Raw genomic sequence first — 23,167 nt, 5'->3', positions numbered from 1 at the left:
GAGGGACATAACTCTTTCGCAGTTGCAGCACAACAAAGATACGTTTTTACGTTGCAGCTTGTTCTAATGTTGCGCGTTCATTTTTGCGGTGCAGCGAAAAATTAAGCTGATATGTAAAGGCATGGACAGTCTTTTCAGCTTTCTCGCCCCGACAGAATTTTATGCCGCATTGGCGATCGCGGTCTGCGCGGGCTTTGTAAAAGGCGTGGTTGGATTTGCCCTGCCACTGGTGCTGATATCGGGGCTGACCACCTTCATGGCACCGGAACTTGCACTGGCGGGGCTGATTCTGCCCACGCTGGTCGCCAATGCCTTTCAGGCGCTGCGCCAGGGGCCGGAGGCCGCGCTCGGCTCGATCAAGCTGTTCTGGGTGTTTTTGGCCGTTGGCGGCGTTACCCTGATCCTGTCAGCGCAGATGGTGCGCGTGGTTCCCGAACGGGCGATGCTGCTGATCATCGGTGTGCCAGTGGTGTTCTTTGCCCTGCTGCAACTGTCGAAATACAAATTCCACCTCGCCCGCCGCTCGCTGCGAATCGAAGCGCTTGTGGGCGGCTTTGCCGGTGCCATCGGCGGCATGTCGGGCATCTGGGGGCCACCCACGGTGGCATACCTCACCGCACTTGGTACTGAAAAACATGACCAGATGCGCATTCAGGGGGTCATCTATGGCCTTGGGGCTTTGGCGCTGCTCGGCGCGCATATCGGCTCCGGTGTGCTGCGGGCCGAGACATGGCCCTTTTCGGCCCTGTTGATCGCGCCCGTGCTGCTGGGCGCATGGCTGGGCAGCCGCGTGATGGACCGGGTCGATCCTGTGCTGTTCCGCAAGATGACGCTGCTTGTGCTGATGGTGGCGGGGGTGAACCTGATCCGGCGTGGCCTGTTCTAAAGGTCGTCTGGCCCGGTATCAGGCTACAGTCCCCCGAGCGTACCGCGCAGCGGCTGCGCGTCAGTCAGCCCCTCGGGAGGGTCAGACATATCAAAATGTCGATGGCCGGATAAGTCGCGCTTGTGGGGTCTGGTGGTGCTGGCACTTTCATCGCTTCTGCGAAGCGACTGCCGTGCCTTCACACTTCGCATAGCGAAGTGTTTGGTGGAGCCTAGCGGGATCGAACCGCTGACCTCCTGCATGCCATGCAGGCGCTCTCCCAGCTGAGCTAAGGCCCCATATGGATCTTTACGATCCGGGTCGTGCGCCGCTGAATAGGCGCAAGTGGGGGCGGGATCAAGCGGAAAATCCACCCCGCCCCCATAGAATTTAATCGTCGTCGTTTGTCGTCACATCCGCGATGTCGTCCAGCGGCACAGTGTCGTCATCGTCATCGTCATCGTCCAGGATATCGTCGTCGAGATCCACATCAACGTCGTCGTCATCCACCAATACTTCGTCTTCGTCCGTATCGGTCTTTTTGGCCTTGGCTGTGACGGCGTCTTCGGCGTCTGCCGCGATCATCCGCGACTTGGAATTGTCAACTTCGACAACCTCGCCGGAATAGGGGCTGATGATCGGATTCTTGTTCAGGTCATAGAAGCGCTTGCCCGTTGTGGGGCACAGGCGCTTGGTTCCCCATTCTTCATTGGGCATGAAACACCCCTTTGTGAAATTGCTGTTGCGTGTAGATGATTCCGGCCAAGTGCCATATGAGGGGGGCACTGTCAAAGGCTTTGGCCATTATGTAGGGACGTTGCCCCGGTAATGAAAGACCCCGTTCTGCCCGGCAACCCGCCGATCCCCCTGATCCTGCGCCGTTCTGCCCGTGCGCGGCGCATTTCCTTGCGCATTTCGCAGCTTGATGGCCGCGTGACATTAACCATGCCCAAACGCCTGCACGAACGCGAGGCGCTGGACTTTGCCGAAACCAAACAAGACTGGATTCGCAAACATCTCGCCGCGCGTGGTGTGGACGTAGACGTGGGGCTGGGGGTGGAACTGCCCATCGGCGGCCAGATGCTGCGCGTCACGCCGGGGCAGGGGCGGCGCGTGCAAATCGGCACCCAAAGCATCGCCGTACCCGGCCCGCCCGATCGCATCGGCAAACGCCTTGCCGCCTATCTGCGCGAAGTGGCCCGGGACCGGCTGGCAGGGGCCTGTGACGACTATGCCGCCCTGCTGGGCCTGCCCTACACAAGGCTGACCCTGCGCGACACCCGATCGCGCTGGGGGTCATGTACCAGCGACGGCGGGCTGATGTTTTCATGGCGCCTGATTATGACCCCGCCCGAGGTGCTTGATTACGTCGCCGCCCACGAAGTCGCGCATTTGGCACAGATGAACCACTCGCCCGCCTTCTGGGCCGAGGTCACGCGTATCTACGGCGATTACCAAGCCCCCCGCCAATGGCTGCGCGACAACGGCAGCGACCTGCACCGCTATCGGTTCTGATCGCCCTCTTCTCAACGCCAATACTGCCACCGGCCCGGATTCAAGCCGCAGGCGCCGGGCCATCGCCTGCCCGCCCCACGGGGAGGCGATATAGTGAGACTGGGCACAATTCTGATGGATCACTCTAACGATGAGAAATAAAGTAACATGGATTGAAGTTCCAATCCCCACCCCACGGGCAGATGCTGGCCCTCATCACCCTCACTCCAAAACCGCAAACCGCGCTTTCAGCAAGGCCTCGGCATATTCATCCGCCGCCGTGCTGTCATGCACCACGCCCCCGCCGACATTCAGCCGCACCCGCTCATCTGCGTGGCAAACCAGCGTGCGAATCGCGACGTTGAACTGCATCGCCCCATCCGGCGCGATCCAGCCAATCGCCCCGCAATAGGCATCCCGCGCCCCACACTCCAACGCGCGTAATATCTGCATCGCCCGGATTTTCGGCGCACCGGTGATTGACCCGCAGGGAAACAGCGCATCAAAAACCTGCGCAATCCCACAACCCGGCACCAACTGCGCCGTAATCCGCGATGTCATCTGATGCAGCGTCTCATAACTCTCGATCTCAAACAGCGCGGGCACCTGCACCGATCCAACCTGCGCAATCCGGCTGATGTCATTGCGCAGCAAATCGACAATCATCAGGTTCTCGGCCATGTTTTTCTCGGACGCCCGCAACCCATCGCGCAGCGCCACATCCTCTGCCGCATCCGCGCCACGGCCTGCCGTGCCTTTCATCGGTTGGGCGGTGATGGCTCCCTGCGCATCTAGCGCAAAAAACAACTCCGGCGAGCGCGACAACAACACCGGCCCCCCCAGATCAACAAAGGCCCCGTGGCGCACCGCTTGACGGGCCCGCAACCGCGCATAAAGAGCGGCCGGACTGCCTGTATAGCGCCCGCTTAACCCAAAGGTGAGATTGGCCTGATAAATATCCCCCGCCGTGATGAAGCCCTGCACCCGATCAAAGGCCAAGCGGTACTGTTCAAAATCCCAATCCGGCGTCAGCCCCGATAAATTCGCCTCTGCACCGCTGTCGTCAAACACATGGGCTATGGGGGTATCAAATACACCAAAATGCATCAACGGTACGCCACGCCGTGCGGGCAGAAGATCGCGCAGCTTGCCCGACCCCAGATACCCCAATTCATAGCTTGCAAACCCGGCACACCAATGGCCCGCCGCCTGCGCCGCTTGGAGCGCGGCAAAGGCCCCCGGCACCGCTGCGGGCGTGTCGGCCCTAATGATCCGGCGGGGCGCGAGAAACCCTGTGCCGCCGCGCAGCGGCCCCTCGTCGAACAATACGCAATGAGGCGTCAAATCCGCGCCTTAGAAATCTGCAGGCATACGCAGGTCGCGCAGCGGGCGCACGATGTCGATCGACTGCTGGTAAATCGGATGCGCTTTGTAGGCGGCCAGCGCCGCCGCATCGGGGAACTCGGCATAAACGATCACATCCACTTCGCCAGACAGGGCATCGACCCGGCTGTTCTCGCAAACTTCAAAGCTGCTCGAATGTGGAATATCGCCAAGTTTCGACAGCCCTGCGATAATGGTCGGAATATTCTTGGGGTCTTTGGCCGAGAAAAAGACGACATGGCGGATAAAGGATCTTTGGGTCAAACGGGCACCTGTTTTTTGTTTCGCCCCGCGATACTGCGCCGGGCGGCGTCAAACAATGGCCCAATGCCGCAAAGCGGCAAAATCCCGCGCTTGACGGGTGGCAGGTTTGTGATCACAACCAGATCATGATCTTGAACCCCCGCACCGCCGACGCCACGTCGCTCGCACATGACCGCGTCTACCGCCACCTGCGCAGCCGCATCATGCACGGCGACCTGCCGCCGGGCCATGCATTGACCCTGCGTGGCATTGGCCGCGAATACGAGGTGTCGATGACCCCCGCGCGCGAGGCCGTGCGCCGATTGGCGGCCGAGGGCGCGCTGACCATGTCCGCCTCTGGCCGTATCTCGACCCCGGAACTGAGCAACGAACGGATCGAGGAACTGGCCGCCCTGCGCGCGCTGATCGAGGTCGAACTGGCATCGCGCGCTTTGCCGCGTGCCCATATGGCGCTGATTGAACGGTTGCAGACCATTAATGTCGGCGTCGCCGAGGCCGTGGCCCACCGCGATGCCGTGAGTTATATTCGCACCAATCTGGAATTTCACCGCACCCTCTACCTGCGTGCGCAGGCCCCCGCGATGCTGGCGATGGCAGAAACCGTCTGGTTGCAACTGGGGCCGACGATGCGCGCGCTTTATGGTCGTCTGCGCCGGACAGAGCCGCCGCATTTCCACCGTCTGATCATCGCCGCCCTGCGTGCCGGGGACGAACCGGGCCTGCGCCTTGCCGTGCGCTCGGATGTGACACAGGGCTTGCGGATGCTGGCCAGCTAGGAGTGCCACCCTGGCCCGGGCGCACTGTGCACTCTCTGGCCCCTACTGCTTGGTATCATCCTGCAACCCCATCGCTGGCGGCAATGGCGTCTTCCATCATCCAGTGCGTTCCGGTCGACATCACGCAACTGATCCCGTCCGGGCGCGTCAGTAAGATGGTGAAGCTGCCCCGCTCTGCCGAGGTCCAGACCTCAATCAGGGCCGTGCCGTTCTGTAGGCCCCTCGCCGTCAGTGTTTCAGCATAGTCTGAGGTCAGCCGCGCCACCAGCGCCTCGCGCGGTGCGCAGCTTAGCGCCCAAGCCGGTGGCCCGGTACAGGCCATCCCAAATAGCAGGGCGGATGTGAGGATACGTTTGTACATGACAGGCTCCTTTCCGATCTGAACCGAAAGGCGCCTAGGGGCCGAGAGGTGGTCGCTGACGCCCTCTGCTCTAAATATCGTGCCGATCAGGGACGTTTTCAATTCACAACCCTTCACAACGTCGGTGATGTGGCGTTGACACATCAGTCGTTTGACGGCTATCTGCTCACATGGAAAACCGCATGATTACAGCACAGCAGTATTACCGCCGCACATCCTAAACGCGGCCGTTTTTCCTATTCCCAAAGCCGCCACAGCGCGGCTTTTTTCATGTCTCCCTGTGGCCCCCCAGAGAGACCACCATGACCCACATCAGATCCGCCACAGAACACGACTTGCGCCAGGTGCTCGACATGGCCCATGCCTTGGCCGCCTTTCACGGCGATGCCGCCACACTGACGCTTGATGCACTCAAACGTGACACGCTTGGCCCCGCGCCATGGGCCACGCTGCTGGTTGCCGAAGGGGTGCGCGGGCTGCGGGGTTACGCCGCGCTCTGCCCGCTGGTGCAATTGCACTTCGGCGTGCGGGCCATGGACGTGCACCACCTTTTTGTCTGCGACACATCGCGCGGGCAGGGGGTGGGTAAGGCATTGCTTCAAGGCGCAATTACCTGCGCCAAGGCATCCGATTGCAGATATATCACCGTGGGCACCGACCCTGACAACAGGCGCGCGCAGGCTTTCTACCAGCACGCCGGCTTCAGCCAGATCGCTCCCGGTCCCCGCTTTAGGATCAAATTGGCGTAGCGTTTAGGCCGCCAGCCCCTTGCGCCCGATCTCAAGGTACTTGGTGCGGCGGTCTCTGATCAGCGCCTTGGCGTCCATACCATCAAGCTCCCGCAGCATCCCTTCCAGTGCCTTGCCCACGGCCTTGATCGTGGTCTTGGCGTCTCGGTGTGCGCCGCCCTTGGGCTCGGGAATGATCTGGTCGATCACCGCCAGATTCTTGAGGTCGTCAGCCGTCAGACGCATCTGCTCGGCAGCTTCGCGCATCTTTTCGGAATCTTTCCATAGGATGGATGCACAGCCTTCGGGCGTGATCACCGAATAGACCGAATGTTCCAACATCGCGACCCGGTTCGCGGTGGCAAAGGCCACAGCCCCGCCCGATCCGCCTTCGCCGACGATCACGCTGATCAAAGGCACGCCGATCTGCAAACATTTCTCAGTCGAGCGCGCAATCGCCTCTGATTGGCCGCGCTCTTCGGCCCCCTTGCCGGGGTATGCGCCGGGGGTGTCGACGATGGTGATCACCGGCAGGTTAAACTTGCCCGCCAGTTCCATCAGCCGCACCGCCTTGCGATAGCCCTCAGGCCGCGCCATGCCAAAATTCCGCTCGATCCGCGATTTGGTATCGTTGCCCTTTTCGTGGCCGATCACCATTACCGGCGTATCGTTGAATCGCGCCAACCCGCCCATCACCGCCAGATCATCGGCAAAGTTGCGATCCCCGGCGAGCGGGGTGAATTCGGTGAACAAGGCTTCGATGTAGTCTTTGCAATGGGGGCGTTCGGGGTGCCGGGCGACCTGACACTTCCGCCAGGGCGTCAACGAATCATATAGATCGTCCAGCAGCGCCGCGGCCTTGGTGTCCAGCGCCTTGGCTTCTGCGGTAACATCCATTCCGTCATTGGCTCGCGCCAGCGCGCGCAATTCCTCCGCCTTGCCTTCGATCTCGGCGAGCGGTTTTTCGAAATCCAGATATTGGGTCATTGCTTACTCCGGCTTGTTGCCTTGATATATGACCTCCCTTCGCACGGTTTGCAACGCGGAGCATTGAGGGATAGCCTGTTGGGATTCAGTGGAGAAACGTATGCATAAAAATATGATGATGTCGCTGCTTTTGGCTTTGGCCATGCCCAGCCTGACATCGGCGCAATCGATCAACTTTGGCGATGACGCCAGCCAATGGGCGCGGGACGGCAGATGCGACGACCGCCGTTTTCGCGGCGCCGGGATGGCCAAAGGGCTGGACCGCGACGACGTCGGCCATGACGCCACCGATTGCCGCAACGGAGTCGAGGCCGCGCGGCTGACCGTTTGGGATTTTGCCAAGGCACAGGCGGCCACCGAATGCGCGGCGATTGATTTTGGTGATGACTCCAACGAATGGTCGCACGATGGGCAATGCGATGACTACCGTTTCGATGGCCCCGGCGCAGACCATGTGCTGCTGATCGAGGATCAGGGCCGTGATGCCACCGATTGCCGTGAGCGGTGTGGCTTGGGCCAAATTGCGCTGCGCGATTACTAAACCAACAACACTGGATAGAGCGACGCAACCAGCAGCACCGCCATGGTCCAGTTGAACCACCGCAGCCGCGCCGGATTGGTCAGAACCCGCGCCATCTGCTGCCCCATCACCGCCCAAAGCGTGACCGACGGGAGATTAACAGTTGAAAACACGCAGGCCGCCAGGACCAACATCCCCGTCGACGCGTCCGTGATGTAGACGGTGATCGCCGTCAGTGCCATCGCCCAGGCCTTGGGATTGACCCACTGAAACGCCGCCGCCTGCACAAAAGTCATCGGCTGCCCTTTGCCGATGCCATGCCGGATCGGCGCGGCATTGACGATCTTCCATGCCAGGAAAAGGAGATAGACAACGCTCGCCGCTTTCAGCACGGTGTAAATCAGCGGGAAACGGTCAAAGACCTGCACCAGCCCGATGCCAAGCAGCACCATCAACAGGGCAAAGCCGATTGAGATACCCAGCATATGCGGGACCGTGCGCCGCAAGCCGAAATTGGCGCCCGACGCCATCAGCATCAGGTTGTTCGGCCCCGGTGTGACCGAACTGACAAAGGCAAACAGCGCAAGCGCAGGGAGAGATTCTAGCAACATGCACAATATATGCCACGTTCTGATGCGCAATATATTGCAAGTTACGGCGGATTTCCGATATTTGTGCAACCTATGGCCAAGATAGATCAGATTTCAGACAGTATATTGCGCGAACTTACCCGCAACGGACGGCTGACCAATATCGAACTGGCCGCCCGCGTGGGCCTGTCGCCCTCCGCCTGCCTGCGCCGGGTGCAAGAGTTGGAGCGGGCAGGTATCATCACCGGCTACCGTGCCGTGCTTGATCGCACGGCCCTCGGCGCTGGCTTTGTCGCAATCGTGGGGGTCAGTCTGAACAACCACTCCAAGAAAAGCCAAGAAGCCTTTGAGCGCGCGATGATGCAGGCCGATGTCGTGCGCGAGTGCCACAACACCACTGGCAACATCGAATATATGCTGCGTGTCGAATGTGCCGATCTGCGTGATTACAAGGCGTTTCACACCGATCTTCTAGGGGCATTGCCGCAGGTCAGCGGCATCACCTCATATGTTGTCATCGCCTCGTCCAAGGATGAACGCGCCTGACCCCGCTTCATTTTGCCAGATAAACGCAGCGCGGAGTGGGGGGGCAAGCCCCCACTCCACGCCCCGCATATTGGTCACAGATCACGCGCCGCCGATCATCTCGGACTGGCGCACCACCACTTCGGCTTGCTTGATACTGGCGATGTCCACCAGCCGACCCTTGTAAACCGTGGCGCCTTCGCCCTTGGCCTTGGCCGCTTCCATCGCCGCCAGAATCTCGCGCGCTTCGGCGACAGCCGCTTCTGACGGGGTGAACACCTCGTTGCACAGGGCCACCTGCTTGGGGTGAATTGCCCATTTGCCAACCATGCCCAATGTTGCCGACCGCCACGCCTGCGCGCGGAACCCTTCGTCGTCTGAAAAGTCCCCAAATGGCCCGTCGACAGGCAGAACCCCATGGGTGCGACAGGCTGCAACAATTGCGGCTTGGGCCCAGTGCCACGGATCGGACCAGTGTTTTTGGCCGTCGCGCATCATGTAATAATTTTCCTGCGTCCCGCCGATCCCCGTGGTCTGCATCCCCATTGAGGCGGCAAAATCTGCAGCACCGAGGCTCATCGCCTGCAACCGGGGCGAGGAGGCTGCAATTTCTTCGACATGGGCGATACCGGCCGCCGATTCGATGATCACCTCGAACGAGATGCGTTTCTTGTGCCCCTTGGCCGTCTCGATCGCCGTCACCAGGGCGTCAACGGCATATACATCGGCGGCGCAGCCCACCTTTGGTATCATGATCTGATCCAACCGGTCGCCACCCTGTTCCAGCAGTTCCACCACGTCGCGATACCAATATGGCGTATCAAGTCCATTGATCCGCACCGACAGTGTCTTGTTGCCCCAGTCGACCTCGGAAATCGCCGCGATGATATTGGCGCGCGCGCTGTCTTTATCCGACGGGGCGACGCTGTCTTCGAGGTCAAGGTTGATCACATCCGCATCCGAGGCCGCCATCTTTTCAAAGATTGCGGGGCGCGAGCCGGGACCAAACAACTGGCAACGGTTTGGGCGGGCCGGGGCGGCGGGCTGGATGCGAAAGCTCATGAAGGCACCTGTGCGTAATTATGTTTCAGATTTGTCGGCCTATCTGGTATTAAATTGCGCGATTGTCTGCAAGGGGCATTTTGCAGGTGCAGCATTTATATCCGCGCCTTGGCGCAATAATTTTGCGCGTTTTGCGGCATAGGGCCTCTGATGGCGGCGCGAAATATGCGAACGACGTCGATAATGAGATGTATTTGCGTATTCCTGCGCCCAAACTGCCGATGATTGTTTCACCGGAGGCCCACCCATGATCGAAACCCCATATCTGCTGTTTCTGGGCGATGCGCCCGATCAACTTACCGCCAAAGTAGCGCAGGGCATCAAGGACTGGCGCCCTGAAAACGCCGTGGGCCAGTTCCGCATGCCGGGTTGCATGGCGGATGTGGGGCTGAAGGACATGTCACTGGCCGATGCCCGCGCAGCCGGCGCGCGCACTTTGGTGATTGGCGTCGCCAACCGCGGCGGCAAGATCAGCGCCGCGTGGAAAGAGGTGCTGATCGAAGCGCTGCACCTGGGGTTCGATTTGGCCTCTGGTTTGCACAACCTGCTGCGCGACGAAGGTGATCTGGTCGCGGCCAGTCAGGTCAGTGGGGGCACCCTGCACGACGTACGCGTGCCGAATGTGGCCTACCCGATTGCCGATGGTACCAAACGAACCGGCAAACGCGTGTTGGCCGTAGGCACAGACTGTTCGGTAGGTAAGATGTATACCGCCTTGGCGTTGGACGTGGCGATGCGCGAAAAGGGCATGAAAAGCACCTTCCGCGCTACCGGACAGACGGGCATCCTGATCACCGGGTCCGGCGTGCCGTTGGATGCGGTAATCGCAGATTTCATGGCAGGCGCTGTGGAATACCTAACACCCGATAACGATGCTGATCATTGGGATATCATCGAAGGGCAGGGCAGCCTGTTCCATGTGTCATATTCCGGCGTAACGATGGCGCTGATCCACGGCGGCCAGCCCGATGCGCTGATCCTGTGCCATGAACCGACCCGCACCCACATGCGTGGATTGCCGGGCTATACGCTTCCCAGCATGGAGGCTGTGCGTGACATGGCGCTGACACTGGCACATGTGGCCAACCCGGCGTGCAAGGTGGTGGGCATATCGGTGAACACCCACCACATGACACCGGACGCGGCGGATGCGTATCTGGCCGAGGTCGAGGCGCGGTTGGGCCTGCCTGCGGTCGACCCGTTCCGTCAGGGTGCCGCGCGTCTGGCCGATGCGCTGGCTGACATCTGACGGCAGACCATGCGGCCCCCGCCGGAGACCCCGGCGCGAGGTTTGTTTTGCGAAGTAAAGGAGGCGCCATGCGCATTGAAGTAGGCCGGGACGTATTCAGGCTGGCACAGGTTTTCACGATCAGCCGTGGGTCGCGGACCGAGGCGCAAGTGTTGACCGTGCAGATCAATGACGCCGGCATCACGGGTTGGGGCGAATGTGTGCCCTATGCGCGCTATAGCGAAACGCTGGAAAGTGTTACCGCGCAGATCAAAGGCCTGCCAGACGCGTTTACCCGCACCGACCTGTACGATCTGTTGCCCGCCGGCGCCGCGCGCAATGCTGTGGATTGTGCCCTGTGGGATCTGGAGGCGAAACAGTCGGGCAAGCGGGTCTGGGAACTGGCCGGTCTTGCCGTGCCGGGGCCCGAGATCACGGCCTACACGCTGTCGCTCGACACGCCCGAAGCGATGCGCGCACAGGCGGCCAAACATGCGGCGCGCCCGTTGCTCAAGATCAAGCTGGGCACGCCGGACGACATGCCGCGCCTTGAGGCCGTACGCGCAGGCGCACCCGATTCAATGATCATCATCGACGCCAACGAAGGTTGGTCGGCGCAGGTCTATGCCGATCTCGCGCCGCATCTGCTGCGCCTTGGCGTGGCGCTGGTAGAGCAGCCGTTGCCCGCGGGCGAGGATGACGCCCTTTTGGGAATGGCCCGCCCCGTGCCTGTCTGTGCCGACGAAAGCTGTCATGACCGTGGCAGTCTGGCCGGGCTAAAGGGTAAATATGATGTGGTGAACATCAAGCTAGACAAGACCGGTGGGCTGACCGAGGCGCTGGCGCTGCGGGATGCGGCCCGCGCACAGGGTTTCGATGTGATGGTCGGCTGTATGGTCGGCTCATCACTTGCCATGGCGCCTGCCACGCTTGTGGCACAGGGCGCGCGGGTGGTTGATCTTGACGGCCCGCTGTTATTGGCCGAAGACCGCGATCATGCGTTGAAATTTGACGGCAAAGGCGTGCACCCGCCCGTCGCCGCACTATGGGGATAAGACATGCGGACAGTCTATGTGAACGGCGAATATCTGCCTGAGGATCAGGCGAAAGTGTCGATCTTTGATCGGGGTTTCCTGATGGCGGATGGGGTCTATGAGGTCACAAGCGTGCTGGATGGTAAGCTGATCGCCTTTGAGGGTCATATCGAACGGTTGGGCCGGTCCATGCGCGAGCTCGACATGCGTGCGCCGGTGACCGACGCCGAGCTGTTGGAAATTCACCGCGAATTGGTACGGCTTAACGAGATCGAAGAAGGGTTGATTTATCTACAGGTCACGCGCGGCTCTGACGGGGATCGCGATTTCGCATTTCCCGACCCAGAGACAACCCAGCCGACACTTGTGTTGTTCACCCAGTCCAAGCCCGGCCTCTCGAACAGCCCCGCCGCACAAACCGGCATTCGCGTGATCAGCATTGACGACATCCGCTGGGGCCGCCGTGACATCAAGACGGTGCAACTGCTCTACCCGTCGATGGGCAAGATGATGGCCAAGAAGGCCGGTGTCGAGGATGCCTGGATGGTCGAGGATGGCTTTGTCACAGAAGGTACGTCCAATAACGCCTATATCGTCAAGGATGGCAAAATCATCACCCGCGCCCTATCCAGCGACATCCTGCACGGCATCACCCGCGCCGCCGTTCTGGAACTGGCGCGTCAGGCGCAGATGCAGGTGGAAGAGCGTAACTTTACCATCGAAGAGGCCATGCAGGCGGATGAGGCATTTGTCACGTCGGCCAGCGCTTTTGTCACGCCTGTGGTCGAAATCGACGGCGCGACAATCGGGGATGGCACGCCGGGTAAACTGGCCCCGCGTCTGCGCGAGATATATATCGGCGAGATGCGCAAGACCGCGATCTAATACCGCGACAAGACAAGCCCCGCCCCCACCAATGCCGCAGCAGCGATGCGGGTGGGGGTGACGGCCTGGACGGCAAGGCCCATCAGCCCCGTGGCATCAATAACGAGAGCTGCGGCCAGTTGACCAAGGATCAGCGCAGAAATCGTGGTCAGCGCCCCCAATGTCGGGATCGCCCAGAGCACCGACCAGACGTAAAACGCGCCCAGCACCCCGCCCAGCAGCAGCACCGGGCGCACATGGGTAATGGCCAGCAGGCTGCCGCTTTGTCCCAGCACCAGCAGCACGGCCATCAGCACCAATAATCCTACACCAAATGACACCGCCGCAGCGGCCACCCCACTGCCAATGCCACGCCCCAGTGCAGCGTTGATCGGTGTCTGCAACGCCACGGCGCAGCCGGCGAGCGCCACGATAATCAGCGGCAGCAGGGGGGTGTTCATTGGTGTTATCCATTCATGCAGGTCGGGGTGCCGTCATTCTGACCAAACCCACCCGGATGAACAGGCTGTTTTTCGGCGCGGCGGATGGTTAGTCTGCGCGCAAGCAATCAGGCGGGATCACATGACGACAATCACCAAAGATGCGATGATCGCGGCTGTGGGGCGGGAAATGGGCGTATCGCCATGGTTTGTCATGGATCAGGCCCGCATTGATGCTTTTGCCGATGTCACCGAGGACCATCAGTTCATCCACGTCGACCCGATCCGCGCCGCAGAGACCGACTTTGGCGGCACCGTTGCGCATGGCATGCTGACGCTGTCGATGATGTCGGGCATGGCCTATGGCGCGCTGCCCGCGATGGCGGGGCAGGGCGCGTCGGTGAATTATGGCTTCGACAAGGTGCGTTTTATCACGCCGGTACGTTCGGGTGCGCGGGTCAGGGGGCGTTTCGTGCTGGCCGAGGCGCAGACGCGCGGGCGGGGCAATCTGATGACCCGTTTTCAGGCCACTGTCGAGATTGAGGGCGAGGCCCGCCCGGCACTCAGCGCCGACTGGCTGGTGCTGTACCTGCTCTGACCAGGGGCCAACGTCAGCGTTGGTAATGTTGGGGGATGTCATCCGCTGCAATTATTGCTCAAAGCGGGCAGTAACGGTCAATCGTTTTTAGCTGTGCATCCGGCAGGGCCTGTGCCGGGCCGGATGACGCATTTCAGCCCTTGCCGACATTCTCTTCAAAGGCCTTCTTGAATGCTTCTTTTTGACTGTCCCCGGCCTCTATCTGGTGATTGGCTTTCCAGTCGGCCATGGACATGCCGTAAAACAACTCGCGGGCCTCTTCCTTGCCCATCTCGATGCCGCGTTCCTGAGCGGCCTCTTGATACCAGCGCGACAGGCAGTTGCGGCAGAACCCGGCGAGGTTCATGAGGTCGATGTTTTGCACATCCGTGCGGTCTTGCATCAGGTGCTGCTGCAAACGGCGAAAGGCGGCGGCTTGCAGTTCAATCTCTTGTTGGCTGGGCATGGAAAACTCCGATCTGTGACTCTGGACGCGACAGGCATGACGCGTCATTCTGATGAAACCTTTGACAGGCAGCAATAGGGCCGATACTTCCGCTAGGGAACCGATGTTACCGTTAACATCACCGCTGTTCGGCACCGATACGAAGGAATAGATATGAAACGCTCGCGCAATGTAAAGATCGTGGCCACCCTTGGCCCGGCATCCGACACCTACGAGATGATTGCGGCGTTACACAAGGCGGGCGCCGATGTGTTCCGGCTCAACATGAGCCACGGCAGCCATGACGAAATCCGCCAAAAGCACCAGATCATCCGCCAGATCGAAGAAGAGACCGGCGGCGCCATCGGTATCCTTGCCGATCTGCAGGGGCCCAAGCTGCGTGTGGGCGTTTTTGCCGGTGACAGCGAACAGTTGGACGCAGGCGGATCGTTTCGCCTTGACCTGGACGAGGCCGAGGGCACGGCGGCGCGCGTCTGCCTGCCGCACCCCGAAATTTTTGCAGCACTAGAAGTGGGCTCAACCTTGCTGGTGAACGATGGCAAAATCCGTCTCAAGGTGCGCGACTGCGGTCCCGATTTTGCGGACTGCGACGTGGTGACCGGTGGGATCATCTCGAACCGCAAGGGCGTGAACGTGCCGGATGTCGAACTGCCGCTCGCCGCACTCAGCGACAAGGACCGCGCCGATCTGGAATTTGTCTGCGAGCTTGGCGTCGATTGGCTGGCCCTGTCCTTTGTCCAGCGCCCCGCCGACGTGGAAGAGGCCCGCGCATTGGTCAAGGGCCGCGCGGCAGTTTTGTCCAAGATCGAAAAGCCGAACGCGGTGGCACGGTTTGACGAAATCCTTGCGGTCAGCGATGGCATCATGGTGGCGCGGGGCGATCTGGGTGTTGAACTGCCAGTGCAGAACGTGCCCCCAATCCAGAAACGTCTGGTGCGCAAATGCCGCGCCGCTGCCAAGCCGGTGATCGTTGCAACCCAGATGTTGGAAAGCATGATCGAAAGCCCGATGCCCACCCGCGCCGAAGTGTCTGACGTGGCAACCGCGATTTATGAGGGCGCGGATGCCGTCATGCTCAGCGCGGAATCTGCGGCGGGTGATTACCCGATCGAGGCCGTAACCACGATGAACAACGTCGCCACCGAGGTCGAACTGGACCCGACCTATACCCAGATTATCGAAGCGTCGCGCACCGCCGACCGGATGACTGTTGCCGATGGCATCGTCGCCGCCGCGCGCGAGATTGCCGAGACAACGGACATCAAGGCGATTTGCTGTTTTACCCAGTCCGGCACCACCGCCTTGTTGACCGCCCGCGAACGGCCCCGCGTGCCGATCATCGCCCTGACCCCGCTGAAAAACACCGCGCGCCGCTTGTCCCTGACCTGGGGGACCAATTGTGTGCTGACCGACCCGCACGACCGGTTCAAGCTGGCCGTGGTCAGCGCGGCCAAGGCGGCCCGCTCGGAAGGCTACGCCGAGGCGACGGACCACATCGTCGTCACCGCCGGTGTGCCGTTCAACGTACCGGGCAGCACCAATATCCTGCGCGTGGCGCCCTGCGACGAACGTTTGATTTATTCGTCAGATCCAGAGTAGGCTTAGCCCATAGCGCGGAGGGACATGGACATGGACGCAGATCTGGCACTGGTTTTGGGTATCGTTCTGGCAATTCTGTCGGTGCCTTCCGTTCTCTCTGCCATCAGCGACAGGCGCGCGCCGAGGGCCTCGGCGCTAACGATCCTCATTGCGGGCGGTCTGGTGCTCTATGCGATCAAATCGCATCCTGGCGGCTATGCGATGTCGGAACTGCCGGATGTCTTTGTCAGGGTCACTGCAAAACTCTTGCCCTGACCGGCGCCTGGGCCCGTGGTGGGGCCAAGTGTTGCGCCGGGCAGGGGCGGCGAAACCCCTTGCATCCCTCAGCATCCCCGCCTATACGGCGCATCTTAGTCCGTGCGTCCGGCCAAAGTGGCATGCCGAGTCGCGCGTTTACCGAACTCAAAAGATGGAGACGGAAATGCCCAAGATGAAGACGAAATCGAGTGCTAAGAAGCGCTTTAAGATCTCGGCGACCGGCAAGGTCATCGGCGGTCAGGCTGGCAAACAGCATGGCATGATCAAGCGGAGCAACAAATTCATCCGTAACGCACGCGGGACGACAGCATTGTCTGAACCCGATGCAAAGATCATCAAGGGCTTTATGCCCTACGACCGCTGATAGAGGAGAGCTGATATGTCCCGAGTAAAAGGTGGTACAGTCACCCACGCCCGCCACAAGAAGATCATCAAAGCCGCCAAAGGCTATTATGGTCGTCGTTCCAATGTCTTTAAGGTCGCCACACAGGCGGTCGACAAGGCCAACCAATACGCCACACGTGACCGTAAGAACCGCAAGCGGAACTTCCGCGCATTGTGGATCCAGCGGATCAACGCTGCCGTGCGCAGCCACGACGAAGCGCTGACATACAGCCGCTTTATCAACGGTCTGTCGCTGGCTGGCATCGAAGTGGACCGTAAGGTTCTGGCCGACCTGGCCGTACACGAGCCCGACGCCTTTGGCGCGATCGTGAAGCAGGCACAGGACGCGCTGGCCGCGTAACCCGCGCCAGATACGAATTCAAAAGGCCCTCGCAGCGATGCGGGGGCCTTTTTGTTTGTGTGTACGGGCGCTGTTCCTTGGCTGCTATTTTCCTGCAACCAGCAGATACATCTCGATCAAAATGTCACCCGGTAGCTGCGCCGCGCCTGTGTCATTGTGGATTTTGGGCTGCACGACCACAAACTGAACCTTCTGCCCGCCCCAGATTGCAGTCTGGTCTATGTTGTTCGTATAATACGTGTGCTTTGGCTTGCCCGACAGCCGCGCACGAAAAGATTGCTCAGCCTGTCCGGTCCAGATTTCGGCGCTATACTCGGCCTGAGCACCCTCCGTGACAGACCAGGCCCCAATCGTGCCAGTGACACGCAGCACCCCACCGACAAGCATCAGTTGCCGACGGAACCCACAGGCCATGACCTCGCCTTCAACGCGCAGCGGCGGATCGGTGTCGGCTTTGCCCAGCAGATAGTTGGGGGGTGGGGCGACAGGTTGACTGGCGCGCGGCGCACCACGTTGCCCCTGCGCGGCGCGCAGTTCTACCGGCATCTGGATCGAGCCGTGCTGCGCGAGGTCTAGAGACAGCGGCAAGCTGTGGGGCGTCAACCCGTCCGGGCAGGGCGCGCGCCATCCAGCATCGGACGCGGGCGTCGCGCTGACCAAAATCGGCTCGCTTTGGACAAAGCGGACAGCGGTTTCGGCGAGACCCACCGCCGGGGTCAGGCCGCAAGCCAGCAGCGCCGCATATGACACGGCCATGCGCTGTCTGGCGGTCATCGGCCAACACCACCATCCAGAACCTCGGCCCGGACTTCCATCTTGAGCTGCGCTTTGATCTCCGACGTCCCATCTTCGTGTATCATCTTGATCGGCACACCTTCTATCCAGAGGCCAAGCTGGCCCATCACGTCGCCGACCTTGCGATCCGTTGCCCGGCGTTGCCAGTCAATTGATATGTCGTCCTGCGGTCCGCCGTGCAGCGACCTGTCAAAGGCCAGACGGTAGAACCCCACCGTTCCGGTCACCGTCAGACGGCCGTCCGCCAGCTCCACAAAACCCATCGCCTCGCAAACCCTTAGATCGACATTGAACACGACGTCGACCTCTTTCGGCTGGGCCCCGACCCAGTTTGCCGGTTTTTCGGCGGGCGGGCGGCGGACAGGTTGCACCACCCCATCAGCGCGCTTTCCTGCGCGCCGAATGACAATGGCCTTTTTGGGCAACTGCATGAACGCCGCGGCAATCGACAGTTCTGTGATGGCAGTTTCAATCTGGATGGTCCGATACACCATCCCATCAGGGCAATTCACCCCCAGCGGCGCCTGCGCCTGCTGTGCCACGACATTCCTGATATACAGTTGACCGGAGATTTCATTGGCCAGACCGGGGGCCGCCATCGCCCCGAGGCCAAACAGGCAGGTATAAAAGCCAAAACGCATAACATCACCACCGTCCAAACCTAGAGTGCCAGCCAAATCGCAGATTCACGCGGCGACATCTGGACGCGGTATGGGTATCTCTACGCCCCAGCCTTGCCCAATGCTTCCACATTCGCCAGCCAGCCGTCAACCTGCCCGGCTTCGGGTTTGCTGGCGGTCGCAAAATAGGTCAGCCGCGCAGGCTTGATCCCGACGAACCGCAGTATCTGGCCGCGTATTTGGTGAATCATCGCGTTGCGGTACATCAGGGCCAGAAACCATTTCGGCGAATCCGAGGTGATAATCACCCGCGCAGAACGTCCCGTCAGCATGGGTTTGGGCATCGTGCCCTTCGGCACCCGACTGTCAAAGGTGCGCCCCGGCAGGAATGCGCGGTCGATTGCGCCCTTCAACTTGGCAGGCATGCTGCCCCACCACATTGGTGTCGTCAGTACAAAGTGCTGCGCCCATTCGATGTCGGCCAGCATGGTTTCCAGGACCGGCTCCAGCGGCTTTGGGTTGCTGTATCCCGCACGTCCATAATCCACGTCAAAATCCATCTTTGCGATATGGGTCAGACGCACCTCGTACCCTGCCGCCCGCGCCGCCGTGGCATAGCGTTCGGCCAAGGCGTGGTTTAGCGATGTGTCAGCCGGGTGGCCGTTTAAAATGTAGATACGTTTGGGCATGGTGCTTCCTAATAATTGACCGTGGTCATTATTCGGTAATTGCAAAATTGACCACGGTCAATAACTAAATTTGACCATGGTCAAGAAGCGTGGCAAATATGGGCCATGAAACAGCCTGTACAAAAACGCACCTTGGAAACCCGAGCCCGGCTGGTGGCGACGGCGACGGCGCTGGTGGCTGAACATGGCTACCATGGGCTGCGCGTTGAAGACGTGGTGGCGGGCGCGGGCGTGGCCAAAGGCACGTTCTTCGCCCATTTCCACGATAAGGATGCGCTGATGGAGCAGCTGATCGGCGCGCAGATCAATCGCCACCTCGACACAATCGAAACCCTGCCAGCGCCGAAAAACATTGATGAAATTGTCACAGCGCTGATGCCGCTGATGCAGTTTATGACCGTGGAACGCTACGTGTTCGACGTGTTTCTGCGCCATTCCGGTGCCGCGCTGGCCGAGGACATTGGCGTCATTGCCACCACCTGTATGCGTCAGGGGCAGGTCTTGGCGGCATGGCTGGCCAATGGCCCGTTTCGCCGTGATGTGCTGCCCGCGATTCTGGCGGAAGGGGTGCAGGCCTTTGCCATCCAAGCCATGGCGCTGCATTTTTGCGCGCTGCACAATGAGGTGCAGTTGGAACACCGCCTGCGGCCCTATTTACAGGCGTGGCTCCTGCCCGGCGCCCCTGCATGACTTGTATTCAGCCGTCAGTCTGCTAGCACGTCTTCGACATGTGAAGGACGACGATGATGGACGATCTCAAGCAGAAATACCTGACCCAGATTGCCAATGCCGGCGACGAGGCCGCACTGGAAGATATCCGGCTGACCGCCGTGGGTAAAAAGGGCGAGGTCGCGCTGAAAATGCGCGAACTGGGCAAGATGACCCCCGAAGAACGCCAGGTCGCCGGCCCCGCGCTGAACGCGCTCAAGGACGAGATCAATTCAGCGCTGGCCGCGAAAAAGGCAGCGCTGGGCGATGCGGCGCTCGATGAGCGTCTGCGCAGCGAATGGCTCGACGTGACGCTGCCCACGCGTAACCAGCGCCAAGGCACCATTCACCCCGTCAGCCAAGTCACCGAAGAACTGACCGCAATCTTTGCCGAGATGGGTTTTTCCGTGGCCGAAGGTCCGCGCATCGACACCGATTGGTACAACTTCGACGCGCTCAACATCCCCGGCCATCACCCGGCCCGCGCCGAGATGGACACATTTTACATGGCCCGCGCGGAAGGCGACGACCGCCCGCCCCACGTATTGCGCACCCACACGTCCCCCGTGCAGATCCGCACGATGGAGGCCGAAGGCGCGCCCCTGCGCATCATCTGCCCCGGTGGCGTCTACCGCGCCGATTACGATCAGACGCACACGCCGATGTTCCATCAGGTCGAGGGGCTGGCCATCGACAAGGACATCTCGATGGCGAACCTCAAGTGGGTGCTGGAAGAATTCTTTGCCGCGTTTTTCGAAATCGACGGCATCAAAACCCGTTTCCGCGCCTCGCACTTCCCCTTCACTGAACCTTCGGCTGAGGTCGACATCCAGTGTTCATGGGTCGACGGCCAGTTGCGCATCGGCGAGGGCGACGGCTGGCTAGAGGTGTTGGGGTCCGGCATGGTGCATCCCAAGGTGCTGGCGGCAGGCGGGATCGACCCGAACGAATGGCAGGGCTTTGCATTCGGCATGGGCATCGACCGGATTGCGATGCTGAAATACGGCGTGCCGGATTTGCGCGCGTTCTTTGATTCAGACCTGCGCTGGCTGCGGCATTATGGGTTCGCGAGTTTGGATCAGCCGAATTTGCATGGGGGCTTGTCGCGCTAAGACAGCCCTGCGCGGCGCATCTGCCAAATACAGACACGGTGGGTCAAAGACCCACCCTACGGACGGAAATGAAAAATGAAATTCACTCTCTCCTGGCTCAAAGACCATCTCGACACCACGGCGTCGATTGATGAGATCACCTATGCCCTGACCGACCTTGGCCTTGAAGTCGAAGGCGTTGAAAACCCGGCGGCAAAGCTGGCTGATTTCACCCTCGGTTATGTCAAATCGGCAGAAAAACATCCCGATGCGGATCGGCTGAACGTTTGTCAGGTCGACACCGACGAAGGCGTGATGCAGATCATCTGCGGCGCGCCCAATGCCCGCGCAGGCATCACCGTTGTAGTCGCCAAACCGGGCGTTTACGTGCCGGGGATCGACACCACCATCGGTGTGGGCAAAATCCGTGGCGTCGAAAGTTTCGGCATGATGGCATCCGAGCGCGAGATGGAGCTGAGCGAGGAACACGACGGCATCATCGAACTGCCCTCGGGCAAGGTAGGGGATCGTTTCATCGACTGGCTGGCGGAAAATGATCCGGCCAAGGTCGACCCGGTGATCGAGATTGCCATCACCCCCAACCGCCCCGATGCGCTGGGCGTGCGCGGCATTGCGCGTGATCTGGCGGCGCGGGGGCTTGGCACGCTTAAACCCCGCGACACGGCGGCGGTCGAAGGCGCGTTTGCCTGCCCGATCAGCGTCAGCATCGACGACGATACATTGGACGGCTGCCCGGTGTTTTACGGCCGCGTCATTCGCGGTGTGAAAAACGGCCCCAGCCCCGCTTGGTTGCAAGATTGCCTGCGCGCCATCGGGTTGCGCCCAATCTCGTTCTTGGTCGATGTGACCAACTTTTTCACCTACGACCGCAACCGTCCGCTGCACGTCTTTGACGCCGACAAGGTGGCCGGCAACCTGCGTGTTCACCGCGCCAAAGGTGGCGAACAGATCGTGGCGCTGGACGACAAGACCTACAGCCTCCAGCCCGGCCAAATGGTGATTTCGGACGACAACGGCGCTGAAAGCATTGCGGGCATCATGGGCGGCGAGGCGACAGGCGTGACCGAAGACACGGTCAACGTCTTTGTCGAAAGCGCCTATTGGGACCCGGTGCAGATTGCCTATGCGGGCCGCGCGCTGAAAATCAATTCGGACGCGCGCTATCGCTTTGAGCGCGGCGTCGACCCTGAATGGACAGCCTACGGCATCGAACATGCCACCCGGATGATCCTGGATCACGCCGGCGGCGAAGCGTCCGAGGTGGTCGTGGCGGGCAAAGTGCCCAACACTGCGCGCGCCTACAAGCTGGACGCCGCGCGGGTGCAATCACTGGTCGGGATGACGATCCCCGAAAGCGACCAGCGCCAGACGCTGACGGCGCTGGGGTTCCGATTGGAAGGGAACATGGCGCATGTGCCCAGCTGGCGTCCCGACGTTCAGGGCGAGGCCGATCTGGTCGAAGAAGTGGCGCGCATTGCGTCGCTGACCAAGCTCGAAGGCCGCCCCCTGCCACGGCTGACCCCCGGCGTGCCGCGCCCTGTGTTGTCGCCCAAGCAGCGCCGGGTGGTGGCCGCACGGCGCACCACGGCGGCGCTGGGGTACAACGAATGTGTCAGCTACAGCTTTATTGATCAGGCCAGTGCCGCGCTGTTCGGCGGTGGCACCGATGCGACTCGCCTGGAAAACCCGATCTCCAGCGACATGAGCCATATGCGCCCGGCGCTGTTGCCCGGTCTGTTGCAGGCGGCAGCGCGCAATCAGGCGCGCGGCATTGCCGATATGGCCCTGTTCGAGGTCGGCCCGGCCTTTTCAGGAGGCGAGCCAGGTGAAGAGCATATGCTGGTCACCGGCCTGCTGGTTGGCCGTACCGGACCCAAGGATGTGCATGGGGCGGCGCGCGCTGTCGATCTGTTTGACGTAAAAGCCGACGCCGAGGCGGTACTGGCCGCAATGGGCGCACCCGCCAAGGTGCAGATATTGCGCGGCGCGTCCGAGTGGTGGCATCCGGGACGTCATGGCATGATCTGCCTAGGCCCGAAAAAGGTGCTGGGCGTCTACGGTGAGGTGCATCCCAAGGTGCTGGCCGCGCTGGACGTCAAAGGCCCGGCAATGGCCTTTACCCTATGGCCCGACGAGGTGCCGTTGCCGCGCAAGACAGGGGCCACGCGCCCGGCCTTGCAGATCAGCGACTTGCAGGCGGTGGAGCGTGACTTTGCCTTTGTGGTGAACACGGATGTTGATGCGTTGACGCTGGTCAATGCCGCGATGGGGGCCGACAAGGCGCTGATCGAGGATGTGCGCGTGTTCGACGAATTCATCGGCGGCAGCCTTGGGGAGGGCAAGAAATCCCTCGCCATCACCGTGCGGATGCAGCCCCGCGAGGCGACATTGAAAGATGCCGACATCGAAGCCGTGGGCGTCAAAGTGATCGAGAAAGTCGCCAAGGCCACGGGCGGCGTGCTGCGCGGCTGAACGCA

At 61.0% G+C, this 23,167-nt stretch carries 29 protein-coding genes and 1 tRNA gene; 17 read left to right on the top strand and 13 right to left on the bottom strand.

Annotation, left to right across the window (positions count from 1 at the left end; all coding sequences use genetic code 11):
- Window positions 1–121 precede the first annotated feature (121 nt).
- On the top strand, window positions 122–886 hold the full coding sequence (locus AC1965_RS16820) for a sulfite exporter TauE/SafE family protein (protein WP_483884977.1): 765 nt from the start codon (window positions 122–124) through the stop codon (window positions 884–886).
- Window positions 887–1,088: 202 nt separating this feature from the next.
- Here the strand turns inward: AC1965_RS16820 and AC1965_RS16815 are convergent.
- Window positions 1,089–1,164 (bottom strand) — tRNA-Ala (locus AC1965_RS16815).
- A 91-nt stretch (window positions 1,165–1,255) separates the two neighbouring features.
- On the bottom strand, window positions 1,256–1,582 hold the full coding sequence (locus AC1965_RS16810; protein ID WP_483884976.1) for a TIGR02300 family protein: 327 nt from the start codon (window positions 1,580–1,582) through the stop codon (window positions 1,256–1,258).
- A gap of 111 nt (window positions 1,583–1,693) precedes the next feature.
- Here AC1965_RS16810 and AC1965_RS16805 point away from each other — a divergent pair, with 111 nt between their 5' ends.
- Window positions 1,694–2,380, top strand: coding sequence for a M48 family metallopeptidase (locus AC1965_RS16805; RefSeq protein ID WP_483884975.1), 687 nt, complete (start codon window positions 1,694–1,696; stop codon window positions 2,378–2,380).
- Window positions 2,381–2,581: 201 nt separating this feature from the next.
- Here AC1965_RS16805 and AC1965_RS16800 read toward each other — a convergent pair whose 3' ends face one another.
- Together AC1965_RS16800 and AC1965_RS16795 are read right to left on the bottom strand one after the other, a co-directional pair.
- Window positions 2,582–3,703, bottom strand: coding sequence for an aminodeoxychorismate synthase component I (locus AC1965_RS16800; RefSeq protein ID WP_483884974.1), 1,122 nt, complete (start codon window positions 3,701–3,703; stop codon window positions 2,582–2,584).
- A gap of 9 nt (window positions 3,704–3,712) precedes the next feature.
- Window positions 3,713–4,006, bottom strand: coding sequence for a Dabb family protein (locus tag AC1965_RS16795; protein WP_483884973.1), 294 nt, complete (start codon window positions 4,004–4,006; stop codon window positions 3,713–3,715).
- 125 nt (window positions 4,007–4,131) lie between these two features.
- Here AC1965_RS16795 and AC1965_RS16790 point away from each other — a divergent pair, with 125 nt between their 5' ends.
- Window positions 4,132–4,782 carry a GntR family transcriptional regulator gene (locus AC1965_RS16790; RefSeq protein WP_483884972.1) on the top strand — a complete coding sequence of 217 codons (651 nt, stop codon included), beginning with the start codon at window positions 4,132–4,134 and terminating at the stop codon, window positions 4,780–4,782.
- A gap of 55 nt (window positions 4,783–4,837) precedes the next feature.
- Here the strand turns inward: AC1965_RS16790 and AC1965_RS16785 are convergent, their stop codons facing one another.
- Complete coding sequence (locus tag AC1965_RS16785; protein ID WP_483884971.1) at window positions 4,838–5,143, bottom strand: hypothetical protein; 306 nt, start codon at window positions 5,141–5,143, stop codon at window positions 4,838–4,840.
- A gap of 302 nt (window positions 5,144–5,445) precedes the next feature.
- On the opposite strand from AC1965_RS16785, the gene AC1965_RS16780 reads away from it, so the two are divergent.
- Window positions 5,446–5,892 carry an N-acetyltransferase family protein gene (locus AC1965_RS16780; protein ID WP_483884970.1) on the top strand — a complete coding sequence of 149 codons (447 nt, stop codon included), beginning with the start codon at window positions 5,446–5,448 and terminating at the stop codon, window positions 5,890–5,892.
- Window positions 5,893–5,895: 3 nt separating this feature from the next.
- On the opposite strand, the gene AC1965_RS16775 is transcribed toward AC1965_RS16780, so the two are convergent.
- Window positions 5,896–6,858 (bottom strand): acetyl-CoA carboxylase carboxyltransferase subunit alpha, encoded by a 963-nt coding sequence (locus AC1965_RS16775; protein ID WP_483884969.1) that lies wholly within the window; start codon window positions 6,856–6,858, stop codon window positions 5,896–5,898.
- Window positions 6,859–6,958: 100 nt separating this feature from the next.
- Here AC1965_RS16775 and AC1965_RS16770 point away from each other — a divergent pair, with 100 nt between their 5' ends.
- Window positions 6,959–7,399: a hypothetical protein gene (locus tag AC1965_RS16770; protein WP_483884968.1), complete on the top strand. Its 441-nt coding sequence runs from the start codon at window positions 6,959–6,961 to the stop codon at window positions 7,397–7,399.
- On the opposite strand, the gene AC1965_RS16765 is transcribed toward AC1965_RS16770, so the two are convergent.
- Window positions 7,396–7,989 (bottom strand): LysE family translocator, encoded by a 594-nt coding sequence (locus AC1965_RS16765; RefSeq protein WP_483884967.1) that lies wholly within the window; start codon window positions 7,987–7,989, stop codon window positions 7,396–7,398. The two genes, AC1965_RS16770 and AC1965_RS16765, sit on opposite strands and share 4 nt — an antisense overlap.
- A gap of 72 nt (window positions 7,990–8,061) precedes the next feature.
- Here AC1965_RS16765 and AC1965_RS16760 point away from each other — a divergent pair, with 72 nt between their 5' ends.
- On the top strand, window positions 8,062–8,514 hold the full coding sequence (locus tag AC1965_RS16760; RefSeq protein ID WP_483884966.1) for an Lrp/AsnC family transcriptional regulator: 453 nt from the start codon (window positions 8,062–8,064) through the stop codon (window positions 8,512–8,514).
- Between the two features lie 81 nt (window positions 8,515–8,595).
- Here the strand turns inward: AC1965_RS16760 and AC1965_RS16755 are convergent, their stop codons facing one another.
- On the bottom strand, window positions 8,596–9,555 hold the full coding sequence (locus AC1965_RS16755) for an L-malyl-CoA/beta-methylmalyl-CoA lyase (protein WP_483884965.1): 960 nt from the start codon (window positions 9,553–9,555) through the stop codon (window positions 8,596–8,598).
- 247 nt (window positions 9,556–9,802) lie between these two features.
- Between AC1965_RS16755 and dgcN the strand changes: the two genes are divergently transcribed.
- The 3 genes from dgcN (at window position 9,803) to AC1965_RS16740 (ending at window position 12,702) form a co-directional block, all read left to right on the top strand.
- Window positions 9,803–10,804 carry an N-acetyltransferase DgcN gene (dgcN, locus tag AC1965_RS16750; protein ID WP_483884964.1) on the top strand — a complete coding sequence of 334 codons (1,002 nt, stop codon included), beginning with the start codon at window positions 9,803–9,805 and terminating at the stop codon, window positions 10,802–10,804.
- Between the two features lie 68 nt (window positions 10,805–10,872).
- On the top strand, window positions 10,873–11,838 hold the full coding sequence (gene dgcA, locus AC1965_RS16745) for an N-acetyl-D-Glu racemase DgcA (RefSeq protein ID WP_483884963.1): 966 nt from the start codon (window positions 10,873–10,875) through the stop codon (window positions 11,836–11,838).
- Between the two features lie 3 nt (window positions 11,839–11,841).
- Window positions 11,842–12,702: a D-amino-acid transaminase gene (locus AC1965_RS16740; protein ID WP_483884962.1), complete on the top strand. Its 861-nt coding sequence runs from the start codon at window positions 11,842–11,844 to the stop codon at window positions 12,700–12,702.
- Here the strand turns inward: AC1965_RS16740 and AC1965_RS16735 are convergent.
- On the bottom strand, window positions 12,699–13,142 hold the full coding sequence (locus tag AC1965_RS16735) for a DMT family transporter (RefSeq protein WP_483884961.1): 444 nt from the start codon (window positions 13,140–13,142) through the stop codon (window positions 12,699–12,701). The genes AC1965_RS16740 and AC1965_RS16735 overlap by 4 nt on opposite strands.
- Window positions 13,143–13,263: 121 nt before the next feature.
- Between AC1965_RS16735 and AC1965_RS16730 the strand changes: the two genes are divergently transcribed.
- Window positions 13,264–13,719: a MaoC family dehydratase gene (locus tag AC1965_RS16730; RefSeq protein WP_483884960.1), complete on the top strand. Its 456-nt coding sequence runs from the start codon at window positions 13,264–13,266 to the stop codon at window positions 13,717–13,719.
- 133 nt (window positions 13,720–13,852) lie between these two features.
- On the opposite strand, the gene AC1965_RS16725 is transcribed toward AC1965_RS16730, so the two are convergent.
- Window positions 13,853–14,164 (bottom strand): DUF1244 domain-containing protein, encoded by a 312-nt coding sequence (locus tag AC1965_RS16725; protein ID WP_483884959.1) that lies wholly within the window; start codon window positions 14,162–14,164, stop codon window positions 13,853–13,855.
- 153 nt (window positions 14,165–14,317) lie between these two features.
- On the opposite strand from AC1965_RS16725, the gene pyk reads away from it, so the two are divergent.
- From pyk to rplT, 4 genes are all read left to right on the top strand, one after another.
- Window positions 14,318–15,763, top strand: a complete 1,446-nt coding sequence (pyk, locus tag AC1965_RS16720; protein WP_483884958.1) for a pyruvate kinase — start codon at window positions 14,318–14,320, stop codon at window positions 15,761–15,763.
- A 24-nt stretch (window positions 15,764–15,787) separates the two neighbouring features.
- Entirely contained in the window at window positions 15,788–16,018 is a 231-nt protein-coding gene (locus AC1965_RS16715) for a hypothetical protein (RefSeq protein ID WP_483884957.1), read from the top strand.
- Between the two features lie 166 nt (window positions 16,019–16,184).
- Window positions 16,185–16,385 (top strand): 50S ribosomal protein L35, encoded by a 201-nt coding sequence (gene rpmI / locus AC1965_RS16710; protein WP_483884956.1) that lies wholly within the window; start codon window positions 16,185–16,187, stop codon window positions 16,383–16,385.
- 15 nt (window positions 16,386–16,400) lie between these two features.
- Window positions 16,401–16,766, top strand: coding sequence for a 50S ribosomal protein L20 (rplT, locus tag AC1965_RS16705; protein ID WP_483884955.1), 366 nt, complete (start codon window positions 16,401–16,403; stop codon window positions 16,764–16,766).
- An 84-nt stretch (window positions 16,767–16,850) separates the two neighbouring features.
- On the opposite strand, the gene AC1965_RS16700 is transcribed toward rplT, so the two are convergent.
- The 3 genes from AC1965_RS16700 to AC1965_RS16690 form a co-directional block, all read right to left on the bottom strand.
- The gene (locus tag AC1965_RS16700) at window positions 16,851–17,540 is read right to left on the bottom strand and encodes a hypothetical protein (RefSeq protein ID WP_483884954.1); all 690 of its coding nucleotides are present in this window, start codon (window positions 17,538–17,540) and stop codon (window positions 16,851–16,853) included.
- A complete protein-coding gene (locus AC1965_RS16695) occupies window positions 17,537–18,202 on the bottom strand; it encodes a hypothetical protein (RefSeq protein ID WP_483884953.1) in 666 nt (221 codons plus the stop codon). The genes AC1965_RS16700 and AC1965_RS16695 overlap by 4 nt, the downstream gene beginning before the upstream one ends.
- Window positions 18,203–18,282: 80 nt before the next feature.
- Window positions 18,283–18,870 (bottom strand): NAD(P)H-dependent oxidoreductase, encoded by a 588-nt coding sequence (locus tag AC1965_RS16690; protein WP_483884952.1) that lies wholly within the window; start codon window positions 18,868–18,870, stop codon window positions 18,283–18,285.
- A gap of 105 nt (window positions 18,871–18,975) precedes the next feature.
- On the opposite strand from AC1965_RS16690, the gene AC1965_RS16685 reads away from it, so the two are divergent.
- The 3 genes from AC1965_RS16685 to pheT all read left to right on the top strand — a co-directional run bounded on the left by AC1965_RS16685 (window position 18,976) and on the right by pheT (window position 23,162).
- The gene (locus AC1965_RS16685; RefSeq protein WP_483884951.1) at window positions 18,976–19,560 is read left to right on the top strand and encodes a TetR/AcrR family transcriptional regulator; all 585 of its coding nucleotides are present in this window, start codon (window positions 18,976–18,978) and stop codon (window positions 19,558–19,560) included.
- A gap of 56 nt (window positions 19,561–19,616) precedes the next feature.
- Entirely contained in the window at window positions 19,617–20,690 is a 1,074-nt protein-coding gene (pheS, locus tag AC1965_RS16680; RefSeq protein WP_483887072.1) for a phenylalanine--tRNA ligase subunit alpha, read from the top strand.
- 75 nt (window positions 20,691–20,765) lie between these two features.
- Window positions 20,766–23,162: a phenylalanine--tRNA ligase subunit beta gene (pheT, locus tag AC1965_RS16675; protein ID WP_483884950.1), complete on the top strand. Its 2,397-nt coding sequence runs from the start codon at window positions 20,766–20,768 to the stop codon at window positions 23,160–23,162.
- The last annotated feature ends 5 nt before the right edge of the window (window positions 23,163–23,167 follow it).

The organism is Sulfitobacter sp. KMM 9851, from assembly GCF_057178245.1.
The sequence above is the reverse complement of the archived record's forward strand: the minus strand, read 5'-3'. Positions and strand labels throughout refer to the sequence as shown.